Raw genomic sequence first — 18,095 nt, forward strand, 5'->3', positions numbered from 1 at the left:
AGCTATATTACTCTCTATCTCTAGAAAGTCAACTAATAATGAAAATTATTTTTAACCCTTCTTTCTAAAACCCAACTCAATCAATTCAACCAAGTCATTGTTTTATCAGAAGTTTTAATCTTCATCACCGCCGATGGATGTGCATTCTACAGCATTTCACATTAGACGCAACCCCTTTTTTTTAAGTTTTTTATTTTTATTTATCAAGTGATCTTTTTTTAGTCATTTTGAGTAAATTTACTGCATTTTTAGACTTATAAATGCGAATTTATTTTTTAAAATGAGATTTAGTAATATGAACCAACAGAATTCGCATGTAAAAAAGCAGGAATTAATCCAGTTAAAGCTGCACGAATATCAGCACGTTCATTAATAAGTTGATGCGAACCCTCTTCTAACATGAGCAAAGTCTGTAATCGAAATTTATGACGAATAAACTCGATATTATAGCGCCAGTCTACTGTTTGATCTTGCGCGCCTTGGGCAAGCCAAACTGGAATACGACACGCAGGACGATTTTCCATTTCTTGCATCCATTTAGACATAGCTAAAATCCAATCCATTCCCATCATACGTGGTTGTAAAGGATCTTTTAAACGTACAAATCTTAAAAATTCAGGATTGTGATTATTACGTCTAAAGTGTCTAGGAACTTCGCGCTTAATTCTACGAATAATACCTAGCCCGACTGAGTTATGCCACCATGCTGATTTTGCTGGGCGAATAAGTGGTGATAATAATAAAACACGTTCAACAATTGGGTTTTCGCGGCGCTGTGCATATTCAAGTAAATGATGCATTAAAATTGCTGCACCTGTACTTTGTCCAATACCTACCCACGGTTTAGGAAGTTGGTCTGCATTTTTAACATATTGATATACAGCATGTAATACTTGCTGATAATGGTCAAAATTTTCAATATTGGCAGGTGAACCACTACTTAGACCGTGTCCAGGTAAATCATAAGTAAGAATGCTAAAACCTTGTTCTAAAATTTCGCGAATAATAGGTTGGTAAATACCACTATGTTCAAGATAACCATGTAATAAAAAAACTGTACCTTTGATTTTATCAACATTTGGCTGAAATACTTGAATATGCAATTTAAATAAAGGCATACAAATAAAACCTTGCCAATGTTGACCAATCAATTGATCTAAACCATACAAGCGTCGATAAGCTTGTATTTCTCTTGAAGGCTCATAAGGCTTATTCAGATTTAAAGCTTCTAATAATCGGGGTGTTTTTTCGCGATCTGGAATAGGTAAATCGAGTTGTTTTAAAATTGTCGGATTTAAAAATGGAATATCTGACATTAGGGAACCTCACGACAGCCACTTGATCCAAATAGAACATCACGAATAGCAGCTAATGTTTCATAATTTGCACGTCGGCTATGATTATAATTTTGTTTACTGGGTTGCCATTCTGTTAAAGGTGTTGGCATAGGTGCTTCGATTGGAATAGTTTCAATACCATTTAAGGCAAAGAGCCTTCTTGTTCTTGGCATATGATAACGATCTGTAATCAGTAATACTGTAGGTGCTCCTCCTTTTTTCTGTAAAAGTAGTGAGCTAAAGCGAGTATTTTCACATGTATTCATACTACGATTTTCAAGTAAATTTGCATCTACACCACGTTCTTTTAACCATGCTTGCATATAAGGAGACTCAACACCACTTAATACAATAGGTAATTTTGTTTTCTTTTCAACTTCTATGGTTTTTTCTAACCTTACGCGAGTATAAGCATTTACAACAATGTCTTTTTGGTTTTTATCTAGTGTTAATCCGCCACCTAAAACAACGATAGCATAAGGTTGATTGGTGACTTTACTTTTCACAGTGTCCTGATTTTGTAAACTTTCAATATCTGCTTGAACTGCTGAACTCGCCAATTCACTGTGAACCGTTTCCTCTTGAACATGATGTGTTTTTAAAAATTTTATGTATTGATCCATTAAAGCTTTATTACTTTCATTATTTAAATCAAGTAAAGCTTTTACTGTTGTACTTGATGAATCATCTATTGTTGCTGATGCAGAGTGTTCTACAATTAATGGAATTGTAGGTTTATCTTTTTCATCTTTATTTTCTTTTTGTTTTTTAATAATTTCCTCTTGCAATACTTTATATCTTAATTGTAAAAGCATCAAATTTTGAGCATCTTTATCTCGGATTTCTGTTTCCATTAACTTTAAATACGCTTGTCTTGCAATCCATAAATTTGAACCTGGTTCTAAATTTTCGGATTCTGAAAGTGCTGCATTTTGCTGACTTTGGGCAGCAATTTGGTTGACTTCTACTGGTACAAAAGTATTGAGTAATTTCACCATTAAATTAGAATAAAATGGTGTATACCAAAACACCATTAGACAAGCAAAAAGTACAAAAAGGATTGCAATCCTCCGTACTGTTTTGATCATCCAATGCTGTTTCTTCATTTTTTACTCGCTTATATGTGGCTGAATGAGACCTAATTCATTAAACAATACAGGTTCTGGCTCCAGTAACACATTAAATTTATTGTAAACATCCTGCTGTACTGCACGATACGTCGCTTGTACATCAGTTAATGTTGCATGTGCATAGTTGACCAAAACCAAAGCCTGTTTTTCAAACATACCGACTTGGTGCAGTTTTCTGCCTTTCCAACCTGTTTGATCAATCAACCAACCCGCAGCAATCTTAACCTTCTCATTTGTTTGAGGATAATGTGGGATATTTGGAAATTCCACACATATTTGTTGTAAATCTGCTTGTGTAATGATTGGATTTTTAAAAAAACTGCCCACATTTGGAAATTCTTTAGGGTCGGGTAATTTACTTTGACGAATATGAATCACCTGTTTTTGTAAATTTTCTGCAGAAATATCATCCTGCATTGCTGCTTTCAAATCGCCATAATTGATTTTTAAATCGGCTTGTTTTAATAATTTAAAAATAACACTCACAATAATATAGCGATTTGGATTATCTTTAAAAATACTGTGACGATAAGAAAAATCACAATCCTCTGCAGCAATCAATTTAAACTGTTGCTGCTGACGATCATAAACTTCAACATATTCAATAAATTCGCCAACTTCCACACCATAAGCACCAATATTTTGTACAGGTGCAGCGCCTACAAGCCCCGGAATTAAAGCAAGATTTTGTAAACCGTATAGCTTTTGCGTGGTCGTCCATAAAACGAAATCATGCCAAACCTGCCCCGCACCAACTTTTAATGTTTGTGTATGATCATCTTCAGATAAAAACTCAATGCCTTGAATCTCCATATGCATGACAAGTGCATGAATATTTTGAGGCAGCAACATATTGCTCCCACCCGAAAGAATGAGAACATTTAAATGTTGTGTTTGTGCATAAGCAAGCGCTTCAATCAATGCTTTTTTTGATTGAACTTTCACATAATTTGAAGCCAGTGCATCTAAACGTAATGTATTAAATTCTTTTAGAGAAACGTTTTTTTGAATATTCATACAAAACCTTAGTGTTACGCTTGACGTTTAAAATGTTCAATCCATGCTTGGCTACTTGATTCACACTGATCAAGCACACGCTCAAAACCTTCTGCATCCCCATAATAAGGATCTGGTAGTGCTTGTTGCAGATAGTTCGGATCATGTTCACTCATGAGTGCAACTGAAGCACGAATTTTATGTCCTTGCGTATTTTGCTCAGCTTGATGCTTTAAATTTAAGATATTTTTTAAGTTTTCCAAATCCATTGCTAAAATCAAATCAAATTCATAAAAATCATTTAGTTGCAACTGACGTGCGCGTAATGCAGATAAATCATAGCCGCGTGCTTTAGCATGTTTTTGGCTACGTTCATCAGGTGCTTTATTGGGGTGATAATTGCTTGTTCCTGCTGAATCAACCTGAATATTGAGTTGATGCTCATCACAATAATGTCGCAACACAACCTCAGCAGTTGGAGAACGGCAAATAGTTCCTAAACACACACATAACACCTTGTATGGCGTTTTGGATGACATAACAACCTCAATTGATCATTTATTTTTTCAGGGCTTATGTTAAGTTATTTAACGAATGAATCCCATAGTACGACAAAACAATAATGTTTATTTTATGATGATAGATTAAGGATAATACATATGCGTCATTTTCAATTTCAAACTGTTGCCAATATCATTTCAGGTTTAGGCTCAATTCAAGAATTACGTAACATTTTAACAAAAAAAAATTATAAAAAACTCTTACTCGTTACGGATGCAGGCATGATTCAACATGATTTGCATCGTCCAATTTTAGACATCCTTGAACAATTAAACTTAGATTATGTGATTTATTCAGATGTACAAGCCGACCCTGCTGAACATATTATTTTAGATGCGGTCAGTTATGCAAAACGTGAACAGGTTGATGTCATCATCGGATTTGGTGGTGGCAGCTCAATGGATGTTGCGAAAGTCATTGCGATTTTAGCAGACCCACAACAACAACAAAATATTCAAGACTTATATGGTGTAAATAACGCACAGGCACCTCGTTTACCTTTAATTTTAGTGCCAACAACGGCGGGTACAGGCTCCGAAGTCACCCCAATCTCGATTGTGACGACTGGAGAAACCACCAAAACAGGTATTGTGGCACCTATTTTATATGCAGATGTTGCAATTTTGGATGCCAATTTTACAGTCGGTTTACCCGCACACATTACTGCGGCAACGGGTATTGATGCTATGGTACATGCGATTGAAGCCTATACCTCTAAAATTAAAAAGAATTTTTATGCAGATATGCTCGCTAAACAAGCCTTGAAGCTGTTAAATAAAAATTTACCTTTAGTATTAAAAGATGGTTCAAACTTAGAAGCACGACAAAATATGTTATTGGGTTCTATGCTTGCAGGTCAGGCATTTGCCAATGCGCCTGTGGGGGCTGTACATGCTTTGGCTTATCCACTCGGCGGACATTTTCATTTATCCCATGGACATACCAATGCCTTAGTTTTATTAGAGGTTTTAAAGTTTAATGCTCCACATGCCAAGCAACTCTATGCTGAGTTAATGCAATATCTAGATCCTTATAGTAAAGGTAGCACAGAAGGTTTATGTGATTTATTTATTGACCATATGCAACGTCATTTAGACAGCAGTGGTTTAACCTTAAAACTCAATCAGCTCAATATCCCTGAAAATATGTTAGATCGCTTGGCTGAAGATGCCATGTTACAAACACGCTTATTGCAAAATAATCCAAGAGAGATGACTAAATCGCACGCTTTAAAAATTTACCAAGAAATTTATTAAGTGATTATTTATAAATGATTTACCCATTCATTATTAATTAAATTAGATGAAAAATATGAAACCAGAAGTTAGAACTCGCACTCAATATTGTTTTTTATTTCCCATTCAAACCCGATGGGCTGATAATGACATTTATGGGCATGTCAACAATGTCACTTACTATAGTTATTTTGATACCGCAGCCAATGCACTCTTGATTCAAAAAATAGGTTTTGATATTCACCAGTCCCCCATTATTGGTTTAGTTGTCAATTCAGCTTGTGATTTTTTACAAGAATTAACCTATCCAGAAGTCATTGAAGTCGGGGTGGCAATCTCTAAAATTGGTAATTCTTCATTGACTTATGATTTAGCCATTTTTAAACAAGGGCAAAATCAAGCATCTGCACAAGGTCACTTTGTACATGTATTCGTTGAGCGTGAAACGAAAAAAAGCACCCCGATTCCACATGAAATGCGAGATGCTTTACAGGATTATTTAATTAAATAACCTAAACTTTCAATTGAATATTTTGCAACTCACCCTCAAAAGCTTGCAATAAGCTTTTGATTGCAGGCTCAGCATGTAACATTTGTTCAGCGCGCTGATATGCTCGAATTTTGCGTTCATTTTGCATATGAAATGGTGTGGTACTTTCGACCTCACCATATTGCACATTAAACACAGTACTCGACCATTGTTGTTTAAGTGATGACTCTAGCGCATGTTGAGTTTGATTTAATAAATTTTCATATTGCTTGGAAATTTGAAACGTAGAATGACCGTTAATCATTCCAATCATCAAACCATGTTGTGCCAACTCCTGTACAGCAGGTGACAAATCACTATTTCTAAACCAGTATTCCCATTTATTGACATCCCATTCACCTTCAAGTTGCTGTGGCGCAAGCTGTAAAATATCTTGTGGCATTTGCTGTGAATGATTTTTATATTGTTCAATCTCGACGGTAACTTGATTTTGAGGCTGAGTTTTGGTGATGGATTCAGTCCCAACATCAAGCACTTCATGCAACTGTACTACAGGTTTTTCTTCGTCCATTTCTGTGGCAAGGAAGAAAACGTCTTCAGTTGCAGCAGTGTTGCTGATCACCGTTTTTTCCGCAAAATCTGCACCAAATGAAGTTAAAGCGAGTTCATCTGTATCCTGTAAACCTTGAGTTTCATTGACTGCTTCAATATTTCCAGTCTGTTGTACTAAAGATGTTTCAGATTCAATGCCAATATTTAAGTCCTGAGCCTGCTCTATGTTTTCAGATTCTGCAATAGTTGCTAAATCTTGCGTATTTGGCATTTCACTTGTCGATATTGGTGCAACACGCTCAAGCTGTTCAGCGACAGATGCAATACTTTCAGGTGAATGCCCAATGTGTGAAAGTATACTCGCTGTCTGAACTTGATGATCATCAACATGTTCAACAAAATGATTTTGTTCAAAGTTATGCTGTTCTTGAATATCAGGTTTTGTTTCAGGTTCAGAACCCTGTTCAATGATGGGATGAGATTCAATCGGTTGTGCCGTGACTAAAGACGACTGAACAGTTCTTGGCTCTGAAACCACAATTTCATTGGCTTGCAAAGGACGGAATGCCAATAAACGCAAGACCGTCATTTCGAAGCCTTGTTCCTGCGTCACTGCTAATTGCAGATCTGCACGTCCCTTACAGGCAATCTGATAATACAACTGGATGTCCTGTGCAGAAACCAATTGCGATAATGTCATGATTTTTTTATTAATCTCAGCACTATATTTCAGGCTTAAATCAGGCAGATATTGCAACATTGCCAATTCATGTAATGTTGAAATAAATTGATCTAAAACCAAAGAGACATCCAAAGCTTGCTGTCTAAATTGCAATAAAAGCTGGCTGACACGCTCACGCTGATTTTGATGAATCGCCAGAATCAAATCATAGATAATGGTTCGATCAATCAACCCTAGCATTTCTTTGACATCCTGATGATGAATCGCACCTTGACCATAGGCAATCGCTTGATCGGTCAAAGACAATGCATCACGTAAGGAGCCCTGTGCCGACTCAGCAATTTGCCAAATTGCATCCTGTTCAGACTGAATGCTTTCTTTGGCTAAAATATCCGTTAAATGATGGGTAATTTCATCTACTGCCAAAGGGCGCAATGTGAATTGCAAACAACGCGAAATCACCGTAATCGGGAGCTTTTGTGGATCTGTTGTGGCAAATAAAAATTTGACATGTGCAGGCGGTTCTTCCAATGTTTTCAATAAAGCATTAAAAGAATGCGTAGACAACATATGCACTTCATCGATCAGATAGACCTTGAAACGCCCTTGTGTCGGTGCATAGGGAACGTTATCCAATAATTCACGCGTATCTTCAACTTTGGTACGTGACGCCGCATCAATTTCAATCAGGTCAATAAAACGACCTTCATTGACTGCTTTACAGGTCGCACAAACTTCACATGGCGTAGACGTTACACCCGTTTCGCAGTTCAGGCATTTTGCCAGAATACGAGCAATGGTGGTTTTCCCCACGCCTCGCGTTCCCGTAAACAAGTAGGCATGATGTAAACGACCCCGATCCAATGCACTGGTTAATGCACGTGAAACGTGATTTTGTCCAACCAATTCATTAAAATTTCGTGGGCGATATTTACGTGCAAGTACCTGATACATGGAAGCTCCTCATTACAGCGTTAAGGATACTGTTTTTTTCTGGATTAGTGAATGAAGAATGTCTTTGAAGATGGTAATCGCTGAAATATCTAACAATCTTATGATCAATAAAATAAACGCCAAGGATGTTAAAACCACCCTTTACTGCCTTTCAGTTCAGCATCGGCACAACGTAAAGCTTCTTGAGTCAACCCCCACAAACGATAATCCCCTGTGATTGAACCAATTTGAAAGTTATGCGTATAAGCAAAACTGAGCCCTCGCTGTGGATCACACCAAGCACCCGAGCCATTATATCCCATATGTCCGAAGCCTTTTTTCGCACGTTTACCCATGGTAATGACACGATGGTACCCCAAACGCCACTTCATTGGGATCGGCATAACACGATCACGTTTGATGGATTGAATCGTACTTAATTCTTTAAAAACTTCAGGTTTAATCAGGGTTTGATCATTCCAAACACCTTGATTGGCTAACATCGCATATATTTTAGCCAAACTATTTGCAGTAAATACACCATTCGCAGCAGGAATAACAGCCTGTAAACCTTCATCACTAAAAAAGCTAAAATCGCGCATACCTTTGGGCACCATTGCATCTAGAAAATCTTGCGGATTTTGCCCACTCAATTCAACCAACTTATCGGAAAAGGATGTTTTATGTTTTTTCTTATTCTGTGATGATGATTGAGTTTCTACTTTTTTGGGCTTTGTAATTAAGCGAGCAACTTGCTGCAACTCTAAAGCAGGTACACCAAAATAAGCACCTTCAAGCTCTAAAGGATCAACTAAATACCTTTGCATTAACCATTTTAAAGGCTGTCCTGTGGCTTTTTCCAACACGCCACCCACGAGCCAACCAAACGTTAAAGCTTGATAAGCAATATCACTTCCTATCTGAAAACGCGGCGTTGCTTGCTCCATCACTTTTAACATATGTTGCCAGTCTGCCATCTCTTTTGCTTGCCCAATCATGTTGCGAATATCAAACAAACCACTTTGATGACTTAAAATATGACGTAGCGTCATATGCGCTTTACCATTTTGACCAAATTCAGACCAATATTGCGTGATAGGTGTATCATAATCTAACAAACCTTCACTCACCAAAATATGTGCTAATGTGGCTAAAACACCCTTTCCTGTTGAATAACAAACAGATAATGTATCTTCTTTCCAATTTTCAGTTTCTGATTTTTTACCTGTAAAGATATCTACAACTTTTTGACCTTGAAAATAAACCGTTAATGCTGCACCACCATATTGAGTACGTCCATCTTGTAACCGACTGAATTGTTTTGCTAAATCTGCAAATCTCTCATCAACATATCCATGAAAGTTATTCTTATCTGCAAATAAAATTTCCTTGATCGCACTCATTTCCCTACCCTTATTTTTATACCGCTCTAAAAAAAGCCTAAATCATCTCGACTTAGGCTTCTATCTTATTTGATTTTATTGTGCTTTGACTACACCTGTCACATGTGGTTTATGCGATTTTTCATTTCGAATCAGAAAATCAGTCGCTGCCCCTTTTGTCGCTGTCAAAAACTCAACCTTTGAAGGTAAGAACATTGGAAGTTTAAAATACACATCAGCTTCATAAGCTTCTGGCAAAGTTAAACTCGCCAATGCACGTGCTTTGCTCCACATACCATGTGCAATCGCTTGTTTAAAACCAAAAGCTTTCGCCGTCAATGCATGAATATGAATCAGGTTAAAGTCACCTGACGTTTTTGCATAGCGACGCCCTGTGTTTTCTGAAACATTCCATACTGTTTGTAATTGATAGTCAGGTGTTTGACTTTCTTTCGCTTTTTCTGCTGCGGTTGTATTGGTCTTTTGGCGTGCTAAATAAGTGGTTAACCCTTCCATAACCACTTCATTACCCACTTTTGCAGTGGTAATAAAATCAAATTGTAGACCTTTATCATGTGGCTGTACTTCACCAAACTGACATGACAACGTGATCTTTTCATTCACACCAATTTTACGTGTCTGTTTAATTTGGTTACGGATATGTACCAAACCTAAAATTGCAAATGGAAATGCTTCTGTTGTCATCATATGCATTTGCAAACTTTGTGACAATACAGCCAAATAAATCGCTGGAATATAACCATTATTTTTAAAGCCACAGACTTCGTTATACGCTCTTAAATGTTGTTGGTCGACTTGTAAAGAATCCACCACATATTCAACTTGTGGTAGCACTTTTTCACCTTTCGGCTTTTTAATGATTAAACCTTGTACAACTTTTGCATAAGCAACATAAGGTTTTGGCAGTTGACTAAAATGGCGAGTATTCATACTAGACCTTTGAAATGTTTTATTTCGATATTTAAAACCCCGTCTCCCTTAGAAAGAAGGCTGGGATAAGGGGCAAAACTATCTCATTTGTAATTTATATAACTCTACCTCTGCCTAATCCTCTCCTTTAAAGATCAGGAGAGGAAATTTAGAGGCTCGTTATTAAGCACCTAACAAGCTTTGACCGCATACACGAACAATATTACCATTTAAACCTGTAGAAGCTGTTGCAGCAAAGAGTGCAATTGTTTCAGCAACATCGACAGGTTGACCACCTTGGCTCATCGAGTTCATACGACGACCTGCTTCACGAATTGCAAATGGAATTGCAGCCGTCATTTGCGTTTCAATAAAACCAGGCGCAACAGCATTAATGGTAATGCCATCTTTTAAAATTGGTGCAGTAAATTTGACCAAACCAATCACACCTGCTTTAGACGCTGCATAGTTAGTTTGACCTAAATTACCTGCAATACCTGAAATCGAAGAAACACATACTATACGACCATTGGCATTTAGACCTTTATTTGCCAATAAATAGTCATTGATACGCTCAGCCGCAGACAAGTTAATGTTAATTACAAGATCCCACATTTCAGGTTTCATATTTGCCAAAGTTTTGTCACGTGTAACCCCTGCATTATGCACGATCACATCTAAACCACCTTGTGCAGCCGCAGCCGCTTTAATTTTTTCACCTGCATCGGCTGCTGTAATATCAATGGCTAATGTTGACCCACCAATTTCACTTGCAACACGATCTAAATCTGCTTGTTGTTGTGGTACATCTAAACAAATTACATGTGCACCATCACGTGCAAGTACATGAGCAATTGCTTCACCGATACCACGGCTTGCACCTGTTACCAACGCTGTTTTACCTGCAAGTGGTTTTGCCCAATCTACATCAATCACTTTTGCATTTGAAACATGGATCACTTGACCAGAAACATAAGCAGAACGTGGTGAAATCAAGAAACGTAATGAAGATTCTAAATTTTGTGCCGCATCAGCATCAACAAGAATTAAATCCGCAGCGATTCCTTTTTTAAATTCTTTACCTACTGCTTTTACAAAACCTTCCAAAGCACGTTGAGCGATTGCTTGTTTCACTGTAGGTGCAGATTCTGGTGTTAAACCGATCACGATCACACGACCTGAGTTTTGAATTTGACGTGCGATTGGATTAAAGAACTTGTGTAGTTCATGTAATTCTTCTGAGTTTTGAATACCTGAAGCATCAAAAACAACCGCTTTAAATTTAGACTCTTTATCGCCTTCGTTAAACGCACCAACAGTCAAACCCACTTTTGCAGCTTCTTGCTGTAGCTCAACATTATTACCCACATAACTATTTGCATGAATATTACTTAATACTTGCGCAATTTCACTTGAAAATATGCTATTTGGCGCAGCACCTAACAACACTGCACCTTTGATAACAGGTGTTGCTGATTCAAAACGATCCAAAGAAATAGGTGATGGTAAACCTAAATTTTTGATGACAAATTTACCAATTGGGGATTTAGAAAATGCTTGGTATTGATCAGTCATGGTAATAATCTCTCAGTAAATAAATTTTTTAATAAGTCTGTAGGTATCTATTAACTTCAAGTTTAATGTCAGATACTTATATTTTAATAGACTTATTATGTTTCAGTTAAATAATACTTGAGTTAAAGACTTCATGTCTTGACCTGAATGCTTTGGCAAATGTCATTTTAGTCAATTCCGCACTTCTTCAATTATGGTAATGTTAAGATCAAGAAGATTAGCCACATGCTTGGAAAAGCCTTATGAGCAAAACAACTCAAGAAAATCCAACAGTTCAAAATTCTACTGCGGAAGAAGTGTCAAATACATCAAAGCCGAGTACTCGTTCAAGTAAAGGCACTGGTACTGCTGCTCGTTCAAACAATAGCAACAGTAAACCACGTCGTACAGCAAGTACTGCTGCTCGTAAAAACACTGCTTCTACAACACAAAAAGCTGATCCAGCAACATCTCCATCGACGCAAACATCTGTTTCACAGGGAAAAATCATGAGTCAAAATACTATTCGCCGTGTTGCAATTCTTGGTGGCAACCGTATTCCATTTGCACGTTCAAATGGTGCTTATTTTAAAGCAACCAACATTGACATGTTAACTGCTGCACTCAATGGTTTAGTTGAGCGTTATAAATTACAAGATCAACGTTTAGGTGAAGTTGTTGCTGGTGCAGTCCTTAAACACAGCCGTGACTTTAACATGACTCGTGAATGTGTATTAAATACACAACTTGCACCAGAAACACCTGCTTATGATTTACAACAAGCGTGTGGCACAGGTTTACAAGCTGCTTTTGCTGTTGCCAATAAAATTGCTTTAGGTCAAATTGAAGTGGGAATCGCAGGTGGTGTAGATACAACTTCTGATGCACCAATTGCATTTGGTGATGGTTTACGTAAAGCTTTACTTGAGTTGAATATTGCAAAAACGGGTAAAGATCGTCTAAAAGCATTAACAAAAATCAACATAAAAGATTTATTAGATGCACCTAAAAATGGTGAGCCACGCACAGGTTTATCTATGGGTGATCATCAAGCAATTACTGCGCTTGAATGGGGTATTTCTCGTGAAGCACAAGATCAGCTTGCTGCATCTTCACATCAAAAAATGGCAAAAGCTTACGAAGATGGTTTCTTTGATGACTTAATGACACCATTTATGGGTCTTGAGCGTGACAACAACTTACGTGCTGATTCTTCTGTAGAAAAACTTGCAAAATTAAAGCCTGCTTTTGGTAAAGGCGAAAATGCAACGATGACTGCAGGTAACTCTACGCCATTAACAGATGGTGCTTCTGTGGTGTTACTCGCATCTGAAGAATGGGCAAAAGCCAATGGTCATGAAGTACTTGCTTATTTATCATTCTCAGAAACTGCAGCAGTTGACTTTGTGGGTAAAAAAGAAGGCTTACTCATGGCACCTGCTTATGCAGTTCCTCGTATGCTTGAACGTGCAAATATGAAACTTCAAGATTTTGATTATTATGAAATCCATGAAGCATTTGCATCACAAGTGTTATCTACATTAAAAGCTTGGGAAGATCCGAAATTCTGTAAAGAACGTTTAGGTCTAGATGCACCTTTAGGTTCAATTGATATGGCTAAACTCAATATCAATGGTTCTTCACTTGCTGCGGGTCACCCATTTGCTGCAACAGGTGGTCGTATTTTGGCAACTGCTGCAAAAATCTTGAACCAAAAAGGTTCAGGTAAGATTTTAGTGTCAATCTGTGCTGCGGGCGGTCAAGGTGTGACAGCAATTGTAGAGAAATAATCTTCTACTTTTGAAATAAACCCTAATATGTGAATCCCCACAAGATCAATCTTGTGGGGATTTTTTTTCTTTGACTGTTTGCTGATGATATGGATGGATAAATTTAAAGCTTTTAGGATCGACCACTGTGCTTTTTAGAATTTTTTCCGATTGTTGTTGAATGATTTGCCAGTCTTTTAAATGCACTCGTAAAAAGCGAGCCTGTAAAGCGACTTTGTCCATATAGGGTTCAAGTGACCATTTCATTTCACATTTAGGACGTAATGTGCTGTTTGGTGGTGCGTTATCGCACATAATCATGGTCATCACTCTGCCCTGATTATTCTTTTCTACATAGATGTCAAAGGTATCTTGATATTTCCAATGTTTGACCCATTCAGGATGGGCAACATATTCATCTAAACCAAAGATTTGTTTAGAAGTAGGAACTACCGTACTTAAATAGTTATGATCTTCTTTAAATTTTAGATATTTCTTATCTATATCAATAAGAGTGTAATTTAAGAAATTTTTGTGTATACCAACTTCAGGGTAACGTACGCCTGCAAGTACTGCAGTAGTAACCCATTGACTATCAGACCTGTCTTTTTCAGCTTCATATTCTTGTTTACTTTGCCGAGGCGCTTCCCTATAAGTCACCAAGATCAGACCTGTGGTATATTTAAAATCCCAGTAAAAACTGGTTAATCCAGAGTCAAAATTATGTTTTTGACGTTCATAGGGTTTCCAACCTTTTTCACCTGTCATGGTCGGGTCATCACAATATTCAGCCATATCGAACTCTTCTCCCAACATCACGGGTTTACCCCCTAAATTTCCCACACGATAGGGCAAACCATAAGGGCCCATGGGAATTGTAAATTCAGGATCATGCTTAATGGGGGAAATACAGCCTTCAGGTAATGTCCCCAGATCATGATAGGTACTTGCACATCGCACAGCGACAATGCTGACACCAATCCCAATGATGATTAAAAGTGTTTTATTCATTTTATCCCCATAATTTTTTTAAATTAACGCATGAGTTAAATACTCTATTTTCTTTTAATATTTTCAGAGCTTTATATGAATTTTATATTCTAAAATAGTCATTCATTATATCGTCAGTCTTAACAAAATTGTTATTTTAATTAAAAACAATCATCCACCCAATAAAAAAGAGACCTACAATATAGGTCTCTTTAATATTCAAAAATACGGCACTATTTATTCAATAATTTATCAATCACGCCAAACTTTTTAAATAACTTTGCACGACGTTTCGGATAAATATTGGCTTTATTTAAATCACCGTTATAGTGATCAAATACACGCTGATCCATAATTTTAAACCATAAAGACGGAATCAATGCAGGCAATAACATACTTGCATAACCACTTGGCAACTCAGGTGCTTCGTCAAAATGACGCAAAGCTTGGAATGGACGTGTTGGATATGCGTGATGATCTGAATGACGTTGTAATTGATATAAAAATAGATTGGTCACAATATTGTTATTATTCCAACTATGTTCAGGCATGGTACGTTCATATTTACCATTTTCATCTTTCTGACGCAGTAAACCATAGTGTTCAATATAATTAATAATTTCAAATAAGCTAATACCATACGCCGATTGCGTCAATAAATAAGGAAGCGTTGATATTCCAAATAATTTCAGCATTGAAGCATGAAAAGCTGCACTCATCCCCCAACCTTGTAAAAGCTCATTCTCCTTAGACCAAAATGCTAAGCCTTTACGTTTTAAGCGGTTTTTTTCAATTTCAATCGCAGATTTAAATGAACCAACGACTGTACGAGGTAAAAACTCATAAAAAGTTTCGCCCATTTTGGATGATGCTGGGTCTTCAGGTGTTGCAGCGCGTTTGTGATGACCATATGGGTGTTCAACACGAAAATGATTATAACCTGTAGGTACAAGTGCTAAGTGTGACAAAATATGGTCAATACGATTCGATTTATGGCTCAACTCATGTGCGGTATTCACTGCAATACCATTAATTGCACCCATTGAAATACCTAATAAAATTTTATCAACAAAAGAAGTTGTTTTACGACTCGTTAAATAACATGCATAAATATTGGCAACATATTGCAGAGGAATAAAAGTTTTAACTAATCGTGAATAATAAGGATCTTGTTCAAGTAATTTAATATCTTCAACTGAAGGGTTATGATTATCTTTACCGACAATCGTATCAATTGTTGGAATGATGATATGTAAAACGATTGGACCACCTAAAGCAAAAAGCTTTTTCAATGGCTTAGGTGCAAATTGATAGCCTGCCAAAATCCCAATACCAATCACAGGTAATGCAGGACTAATTGCCCATAAATAGCGCTTACTGTCGAGCTGTCGTACAGATTTACTGGATACTTCCTGTAATTGCTGTTCACTAAATGATACGGGTGCATTCATAACAAATTCTTCCTTATATTTCTTATCGCTATATTTACGGAATTAAGCTAGACAAAACAGTTGTAAGCGTCCAAAAAAGCTATGAAAAAGTCTTTGGCTTGTTTAAGCTAGAGATTGTCCTCTACGCACATGTTTTAATATCGACCTCATATTTATTCTTGTCATTTAAATTATTATTTTTTATGGACGCACTTAGTAAAATTTTTGATGATATTCATCTTAATCATTCAGAATATCTCTATTTACAAGCTCAAGGGAATTGGGCATTTAAAAGCATTGCACAAGATGCTGTGATCGCACACATTGTTTTATATGGCGAGGCACAACTACAATTTTCAAAAAATTTAAATATCACGCTGCATACAGGAGATATGATTTTAATCCCTGCAGGTTTAGAACATTCTGTTGCTAATCAACTTGATCATACTTTTATTGAGTCTTTAAATATTGCACCATTATTTGATGGCTTAAGACTAGATGCAATTGAGTTTGGTCAAGGTGATTCTGAAAAAACTTTAATTTTGTCAGTGCGTTGTCATCTCAATGCCATCATGGCACGCCCTCTAGTCAATGCACTACCACCGTATATTCATATACAAAATGCATTGAGTGATACTGCCCCAGAATGGTTACGTATTGGCTTATATTTTGTTGCCTCAGATACACAACGGACTTTAGCAGGCAAGAATAAGATTATGGATCATCTCGTGAGCATTATGATGATTGAATGTGTACGTGACTATATTGAGCAACTACAAGATCAAAATAATTGGTTAAATGCTTTAATTCACCCTGAACTATCAAATGCCTTAGCTGTCATTCACAGTCAACCTCATATGGCATGGACGGTTGAAAGCTTAGCTGAACAATGTTGTATGTCACGTTCAAAATTTGCTAATTTATTTAATCAGGTGGTGGGTGAAACACCACTGGCTTATTTACAACAGCATCGTTTGCGCCTTGCAAGTCAACTATTAAAACAAGGTCAACTTAGCGTACAGCAAATTGCCCATCAAGTCGGCTATTCGTCAGAAACGGCATTCAGCCAAGCCTTTAAAAAACAATTTGAAATCAGTCCGAGTCAATATCGCAATCATGTCAATTAAAATCACTATAAATCAAAAAAAATACTTAGGCTATTTTCATAATCATAAAAACGAGTATTTCCTCTCCGTTAACATAAAAATAGAGCCCCAAAATGGGGCTCTATCTATGTTGTTAAATTCTAGATTTTATAGCAATTATGCAGCAGAACGCTCAGCGATTGGCACAACTTTACGCAGTTCAGGACCCGTATAATCCGCACTTGGACGAATAATACGGTTGTCTGCACGCTGCTCCATGACATGCGCAGCCCAACCTGTTACACGGCTCATCACGAAGATTGGTGTAAATAATTTGGTTGCGATGTCCATGAAGTGATAAGCAGATGCATGGAAGAAATCTGCGTTACAGAATAATTTCTTCTCACGCCACATCACTTCTTCACAACGTACTGAAACTGGATAAAGTACCGTATCACCTACATCTTTCGCTAATTTCTCAGACCAAATCTTGATGATGCCATTACGTGGATCATTGTCTTTATAGATCGCATGACCAAAGCCCATGATCTTTTCTTTACGCTCAAGTTTACCTAGCATTTCACGTTCAGCTTCTTCAGGTGAAGTCCAGTTTTCGATCATTTCCATTGCCGCTTCATTTGCACCACCGTGTAATGGACCACGCAGTGAACCAATCGCACCTGTGATACATGAATGCATATCTGACAGTGTCGATGCACATACACGCGCTGTGAATGTCGATGCGTTGAACTCATGCTCAGCATAAAGAATCAAAGATACATTCATCACTTGTTCATGCAATTCATTTGGTTTTTCACCACGAAGTAAATGCAAGAATTGAGCGCCGATTGAATCATCATCTGTGTTTTCTTCGATGCGTACGCCATCATGGCTGAAACGGTACCAGTAGCAAATGATGGCAGGTAATGTTGCAAGTATACGGTCTGCAACATCTTGCTGTTCGTCAAATGATTTTTCCGTTTCGATGTTACCGAGCATTGAAACACCTGTACGCATCACATCCATTGGGTGTGAATCC

The 18,095-nt window shown here is 37.2% G+C and carries 15 protein-coding genes; 4 read left to right on the forward strand and 11 right to left on the reverse strand.

Annotated features, from left to right (window positions below):
- Positions 1–287 precede the first annotated feature (287 nt).
- From C9E89_RS19935 to C9E89_RS19950, 4 genes are read right to left on the reverse strand one after another with little or no spacing between them, the layout of a single operon-like run.
- Positions 288–1,316, reverse strand: a complete 1,029-nt coding sequence (locus C9E89_RS19935; RefSeq protein ID WP_107009964.1) for an alpha/beta hydrolase — start codon at positions 1,314–1,316, stop codon at positions 288–290.
- Entirely contained in the window at positions 1,316–2,443 is a 1,128-nt protein-coding gene (locus C9E89_RS19940) for a YdcF family protein (protein WP_107009965.1), read from the reverse strand. The genes C9E89_RS19935 and C9E89_RS19940 overlap by 1 nt, the downstream gene beginning before the upstream one ends.
- Positions 2,444–2,446: 3 nt before the next feature.
- Entirely contained in the window at positions 2,447–3,484 is a 1,038-nt protein-coding gene (gene murB / locus C9E89_RS19945; RefSeq protein ID WP_107009966.1) for a UDP-N-acetylmuramate dehydrogenase, read from the reverse strand.
- Positions 3,485–3,498: 14 nt separating this feature from the next.
- Entirely contained in the window at positions 3,499–4,002 is a 504-nt protein-coding gene (locus C9E89_RS19950; RefSeq protein WP_107009967.1) for a low molecular weight protein-tyrosine-phosphatase, read from the reverse strand.
- Positions 4,003–4,122: 120 nt separating this feature from the next.
- Between C9E89_RS19950 and C9E89_RS19955 the strand changes: the two genes are divergently transcribed.
- Both C9E89_RS19955 and C9E89_RS19960 read left to right on the forward strand, forming a co-directional pair.
- Complete coding sequence (locus C9E89_RS19955; RefSeq protein ID WP_107009968.1) at positions 4,123–5,280, forward strand: iron-containing alcohol dehydrogenase; 1,158 nt, start codon at positions 4,123–4,125, stop codon at positions 5,278–5,280.
- Positions 5,281–5,335: 55 nt separating this feature from the next.
- A complete protein-coding gene (locus C9E89_RS19960; RefSeq protein ID WP_107009977.1) occupies positions 5,336–5,770 on the forward strand; it encodes an acyl-CoA thioesterase in 435 nt (144 codons plus the stop codon).
- A gap of 1 nt (position 5,771) precedes the next feature.
- Here the strand turns inward: C9E89_RS19960 and dnaX are convergent, their stop codons facing one another.
- From dnaX to C9E89_RS19980, 4 genes are all read right to left on the reverse strand, one after another.
- On the reverse strand, positions 5,772–7,937 hold the full coding sequence (gene dnaX / locus C9E89_RS19965) for a DNA polymerase III subunit gamma/tau (RefSeq protein ID WP_107009969.1): 2,166 nt from the start codon (positions 7,935–7,937) through the stop codon (positions 5,772–5,774).
- A 128-nt stretch (positions 7,938–8,065) separates the two neighbouring features.
- Positions 8,066–9,319 (reverse strand): serine hydrolase domain-containing protein, encoded by a 1,254-nt coding sequence (locus tag C9E89_RS19970; protein ID WP_107009970.1) that lies wholly within the window; start codon positions 9,317–9,319, stop codon positions 8,066–8,068.
- A gap of 75 nt (positions 9,320–9,394) precedes the next feature.
- Positions 9,395–10,249 (reverse strand): MaoC family dehydratase, encoded by an 855-nt coding sequence (locus tag C9E89_RS19975; protein WP_107009971.1) that lies wholly within the window; start codon positions 10,247–10,249, stop codon positions 9,395–9,397.
- A 162-nt stretch (positions 10,250–10,411) separates the two neighbouring features.
- Positions 10,412–11,803, reverse strand: a complete 1,392-nt coding sequence (locus C9E89_RS19980) for a 3-oxoacyl-ACP reductase (protein ID WP_107009972.1) — start codon at positions 11,801–11,803, stop codon at positions 10,412–10,414.
- Positions 11,804–12,045: 242 nt separating this feature from the next.
- On the opposite strand from C9E89_RS19980, the gene C9E89_RS19985 reads away from it, so the two are divergent.
- Positions 12,046–13,572, forward strand: coding sequence for an acetyl-CoA C-acetyltransferase (locus C9E89_RS19985; protein ID WP_107009973.1), 1,527 nt, complete (start codon positions 12,046–12,048; stop codon positions 13,570–13,572).
- 45 nt (positions 13,573–13,617) lie between these two features.
- On the opposite strand, the gene C9E89_RS19990 is transcribed toward C9E89_RS19985, so the two are convergent.
- The gene (locus C9E89_RS19990; protein WP_107009974.1) at positions 13,618–14,562 is read right to left on the reverse strand and encodes a hypothetical protein; all 945 of its coding nucleotides are present in this window, start codon (positions 14,560–14,562) and stop codon (positions 13,618–13,620) included.
- A gap of 212 nt (positions 14,563–14,774) precedes the next feature.
- Positions 14,775–15,992: an alkane 1-monooxygenase gene (locus tag C9E89_RS19995; RefSeq protein WP_107009975.1), complete on the reverse strand. Its 1,218-nt coding sequence runs from the start codon at positions 15,990–15,992 to the stop codon at positions 14,775–14,777.
- A gap of 182 nt (positions 15,993–16,174) precedes the next feature.
- Here C9E89_RS19995 and C9E89_RS20000 point away from each other — a divergent pair, with 182 nt between their 5' ends.
- Positions 16,175–17,098, forward strand: a complete 924-nt coding sequence (locus C9E89_RS20000; protein ID WP_107009976.1) for an AraC family transcriptional regulator — start codon at positions 16,175–16,177, stop codon at positions 17,096–17,098.
- A gap of 135 nt (positions 17,099–17,233) precedes the next feature.
- On the opposite strand, the gene C9E89_RS20005 is transcribed toward C9E89_RS20000, so the two are convergent.
- Positions 17,234–18,095 (reverse strand): citrate/2-methylcitrate synthase (locus C9E89_RS20005; RefSeq protein WP_107009978.1); only part of this gene is annotated, 862 nt, incomplete at its 5' end.

Origin of the sequence: Acinetobacter sichuanensis, from assembly GCF_003024515.2 — a bacterium.
GTDB lineage: Bacteria > Pseudomonadota > Gammaproteobacteria > Pseudomonadales > Moraxellaceae > Acinetobacter > Acinetobacter sichuanensis.

Excerpts from the sequence above, each read along its gene's own strand:
- C9E89_RS19935 (WP_107009964.1), bottom strand. The coding sequence starts at position 1,316 with ATGTCAGATATTCCATTTTTAAATCCGACAATTTTAAAACAACTCGAT.
- C9E89_RS19940 (WP_107009965.1), bottom strand. The coding sequence starts at position 2,443 with ATGAAGAAACAGCATTGGATGATCAAAACAGTACGGAGGATTGCAATC.
- murB (WP_107009966.1), bottom strand. The coding sequence starts at position 3,484 with ATGAATATTCAAAAAAACGTTTCTCTAAAAGAATTTAATACATTACGT.
- C9E89_RS19950 (WP_107009967.1), bottom strand. The coding sequence starts at position 4,002 with ATGTCATCCAAAACGCCATACAAGGTGTTATGTGTGTGTTTAGGAACT.
- C9E89_RS19955 (WP_107009968.1), top strand. The coding sequence starts at position 4,123 with ATGCGTCATTTTCAATTTCAAACTGTTGCCAATATCATTTCAGGTTTA.
- C9E89_RS19960 (WP_107009977.1), top strand. The coding sequence starts at position 5,336 with ATGAAACCAGAAGTTAGAACTCGCACTCAATATTGTTTTTTATTTCCC.
- dnaX (WP_107009969.1), bottom strand. The coding sequence starts at position 7,937 with ATGTATCAGGTACTTGCACGTAAATATCGCCCACGAAATTTTAATGAA.
- C9E89_RS19970 (WP_107009970.1), bottom strand. The coding sequence starts at position 9,319 with ATGAGTGCGATCAAGGAAATTTTATTTGCAGATAAGAATAACTTTCAT.
- C9E89_RS19975 (WP_107009971.1), bottom strand. The coding sequence starts at position 10,249 with ATGAATACTCGCCATTTTAGTCAACTGCCAAAACCTTATGTTGCTTAT.
- C9E89_RS19980 (WP_107009972.1), bottom strand. The coding sequence starts at position 11,803 with ATGACTGATCAATACCAAGCATTTTCTAAATCCCCAATTGGTAAATTT.
- C9E89_RS19985 (WP_107009973.1), top strand. The coding sequence starts at position 12,046 with ATGAGCAAAACAACTCAAGAAAATCCAACAGTTCAAAATTCTACTGCG.
- C9E89_RS19990 (WP_107009974.1), bottom strand. The coding sequence starts at position 14,562 with ATGAATAAAACACTTTTAATCATCATTGGGATTGGTGTCAGCATTGTC.
- C9E89_RS19995 (WP_107009975.1), bottom strand. The coding sequence starts at position 15,992 with ATGAATGCACCCGTATCATTTAGTGAACAGCAATTACAGGAAGTATCC.
- C9E89_RS20000 (WP_107009976.1), top strand. The coding sequence starts at position 16,175 with ATGGACGCACTTAGTAAAATTTTTGATGATATTCATCTTAATCATTCA.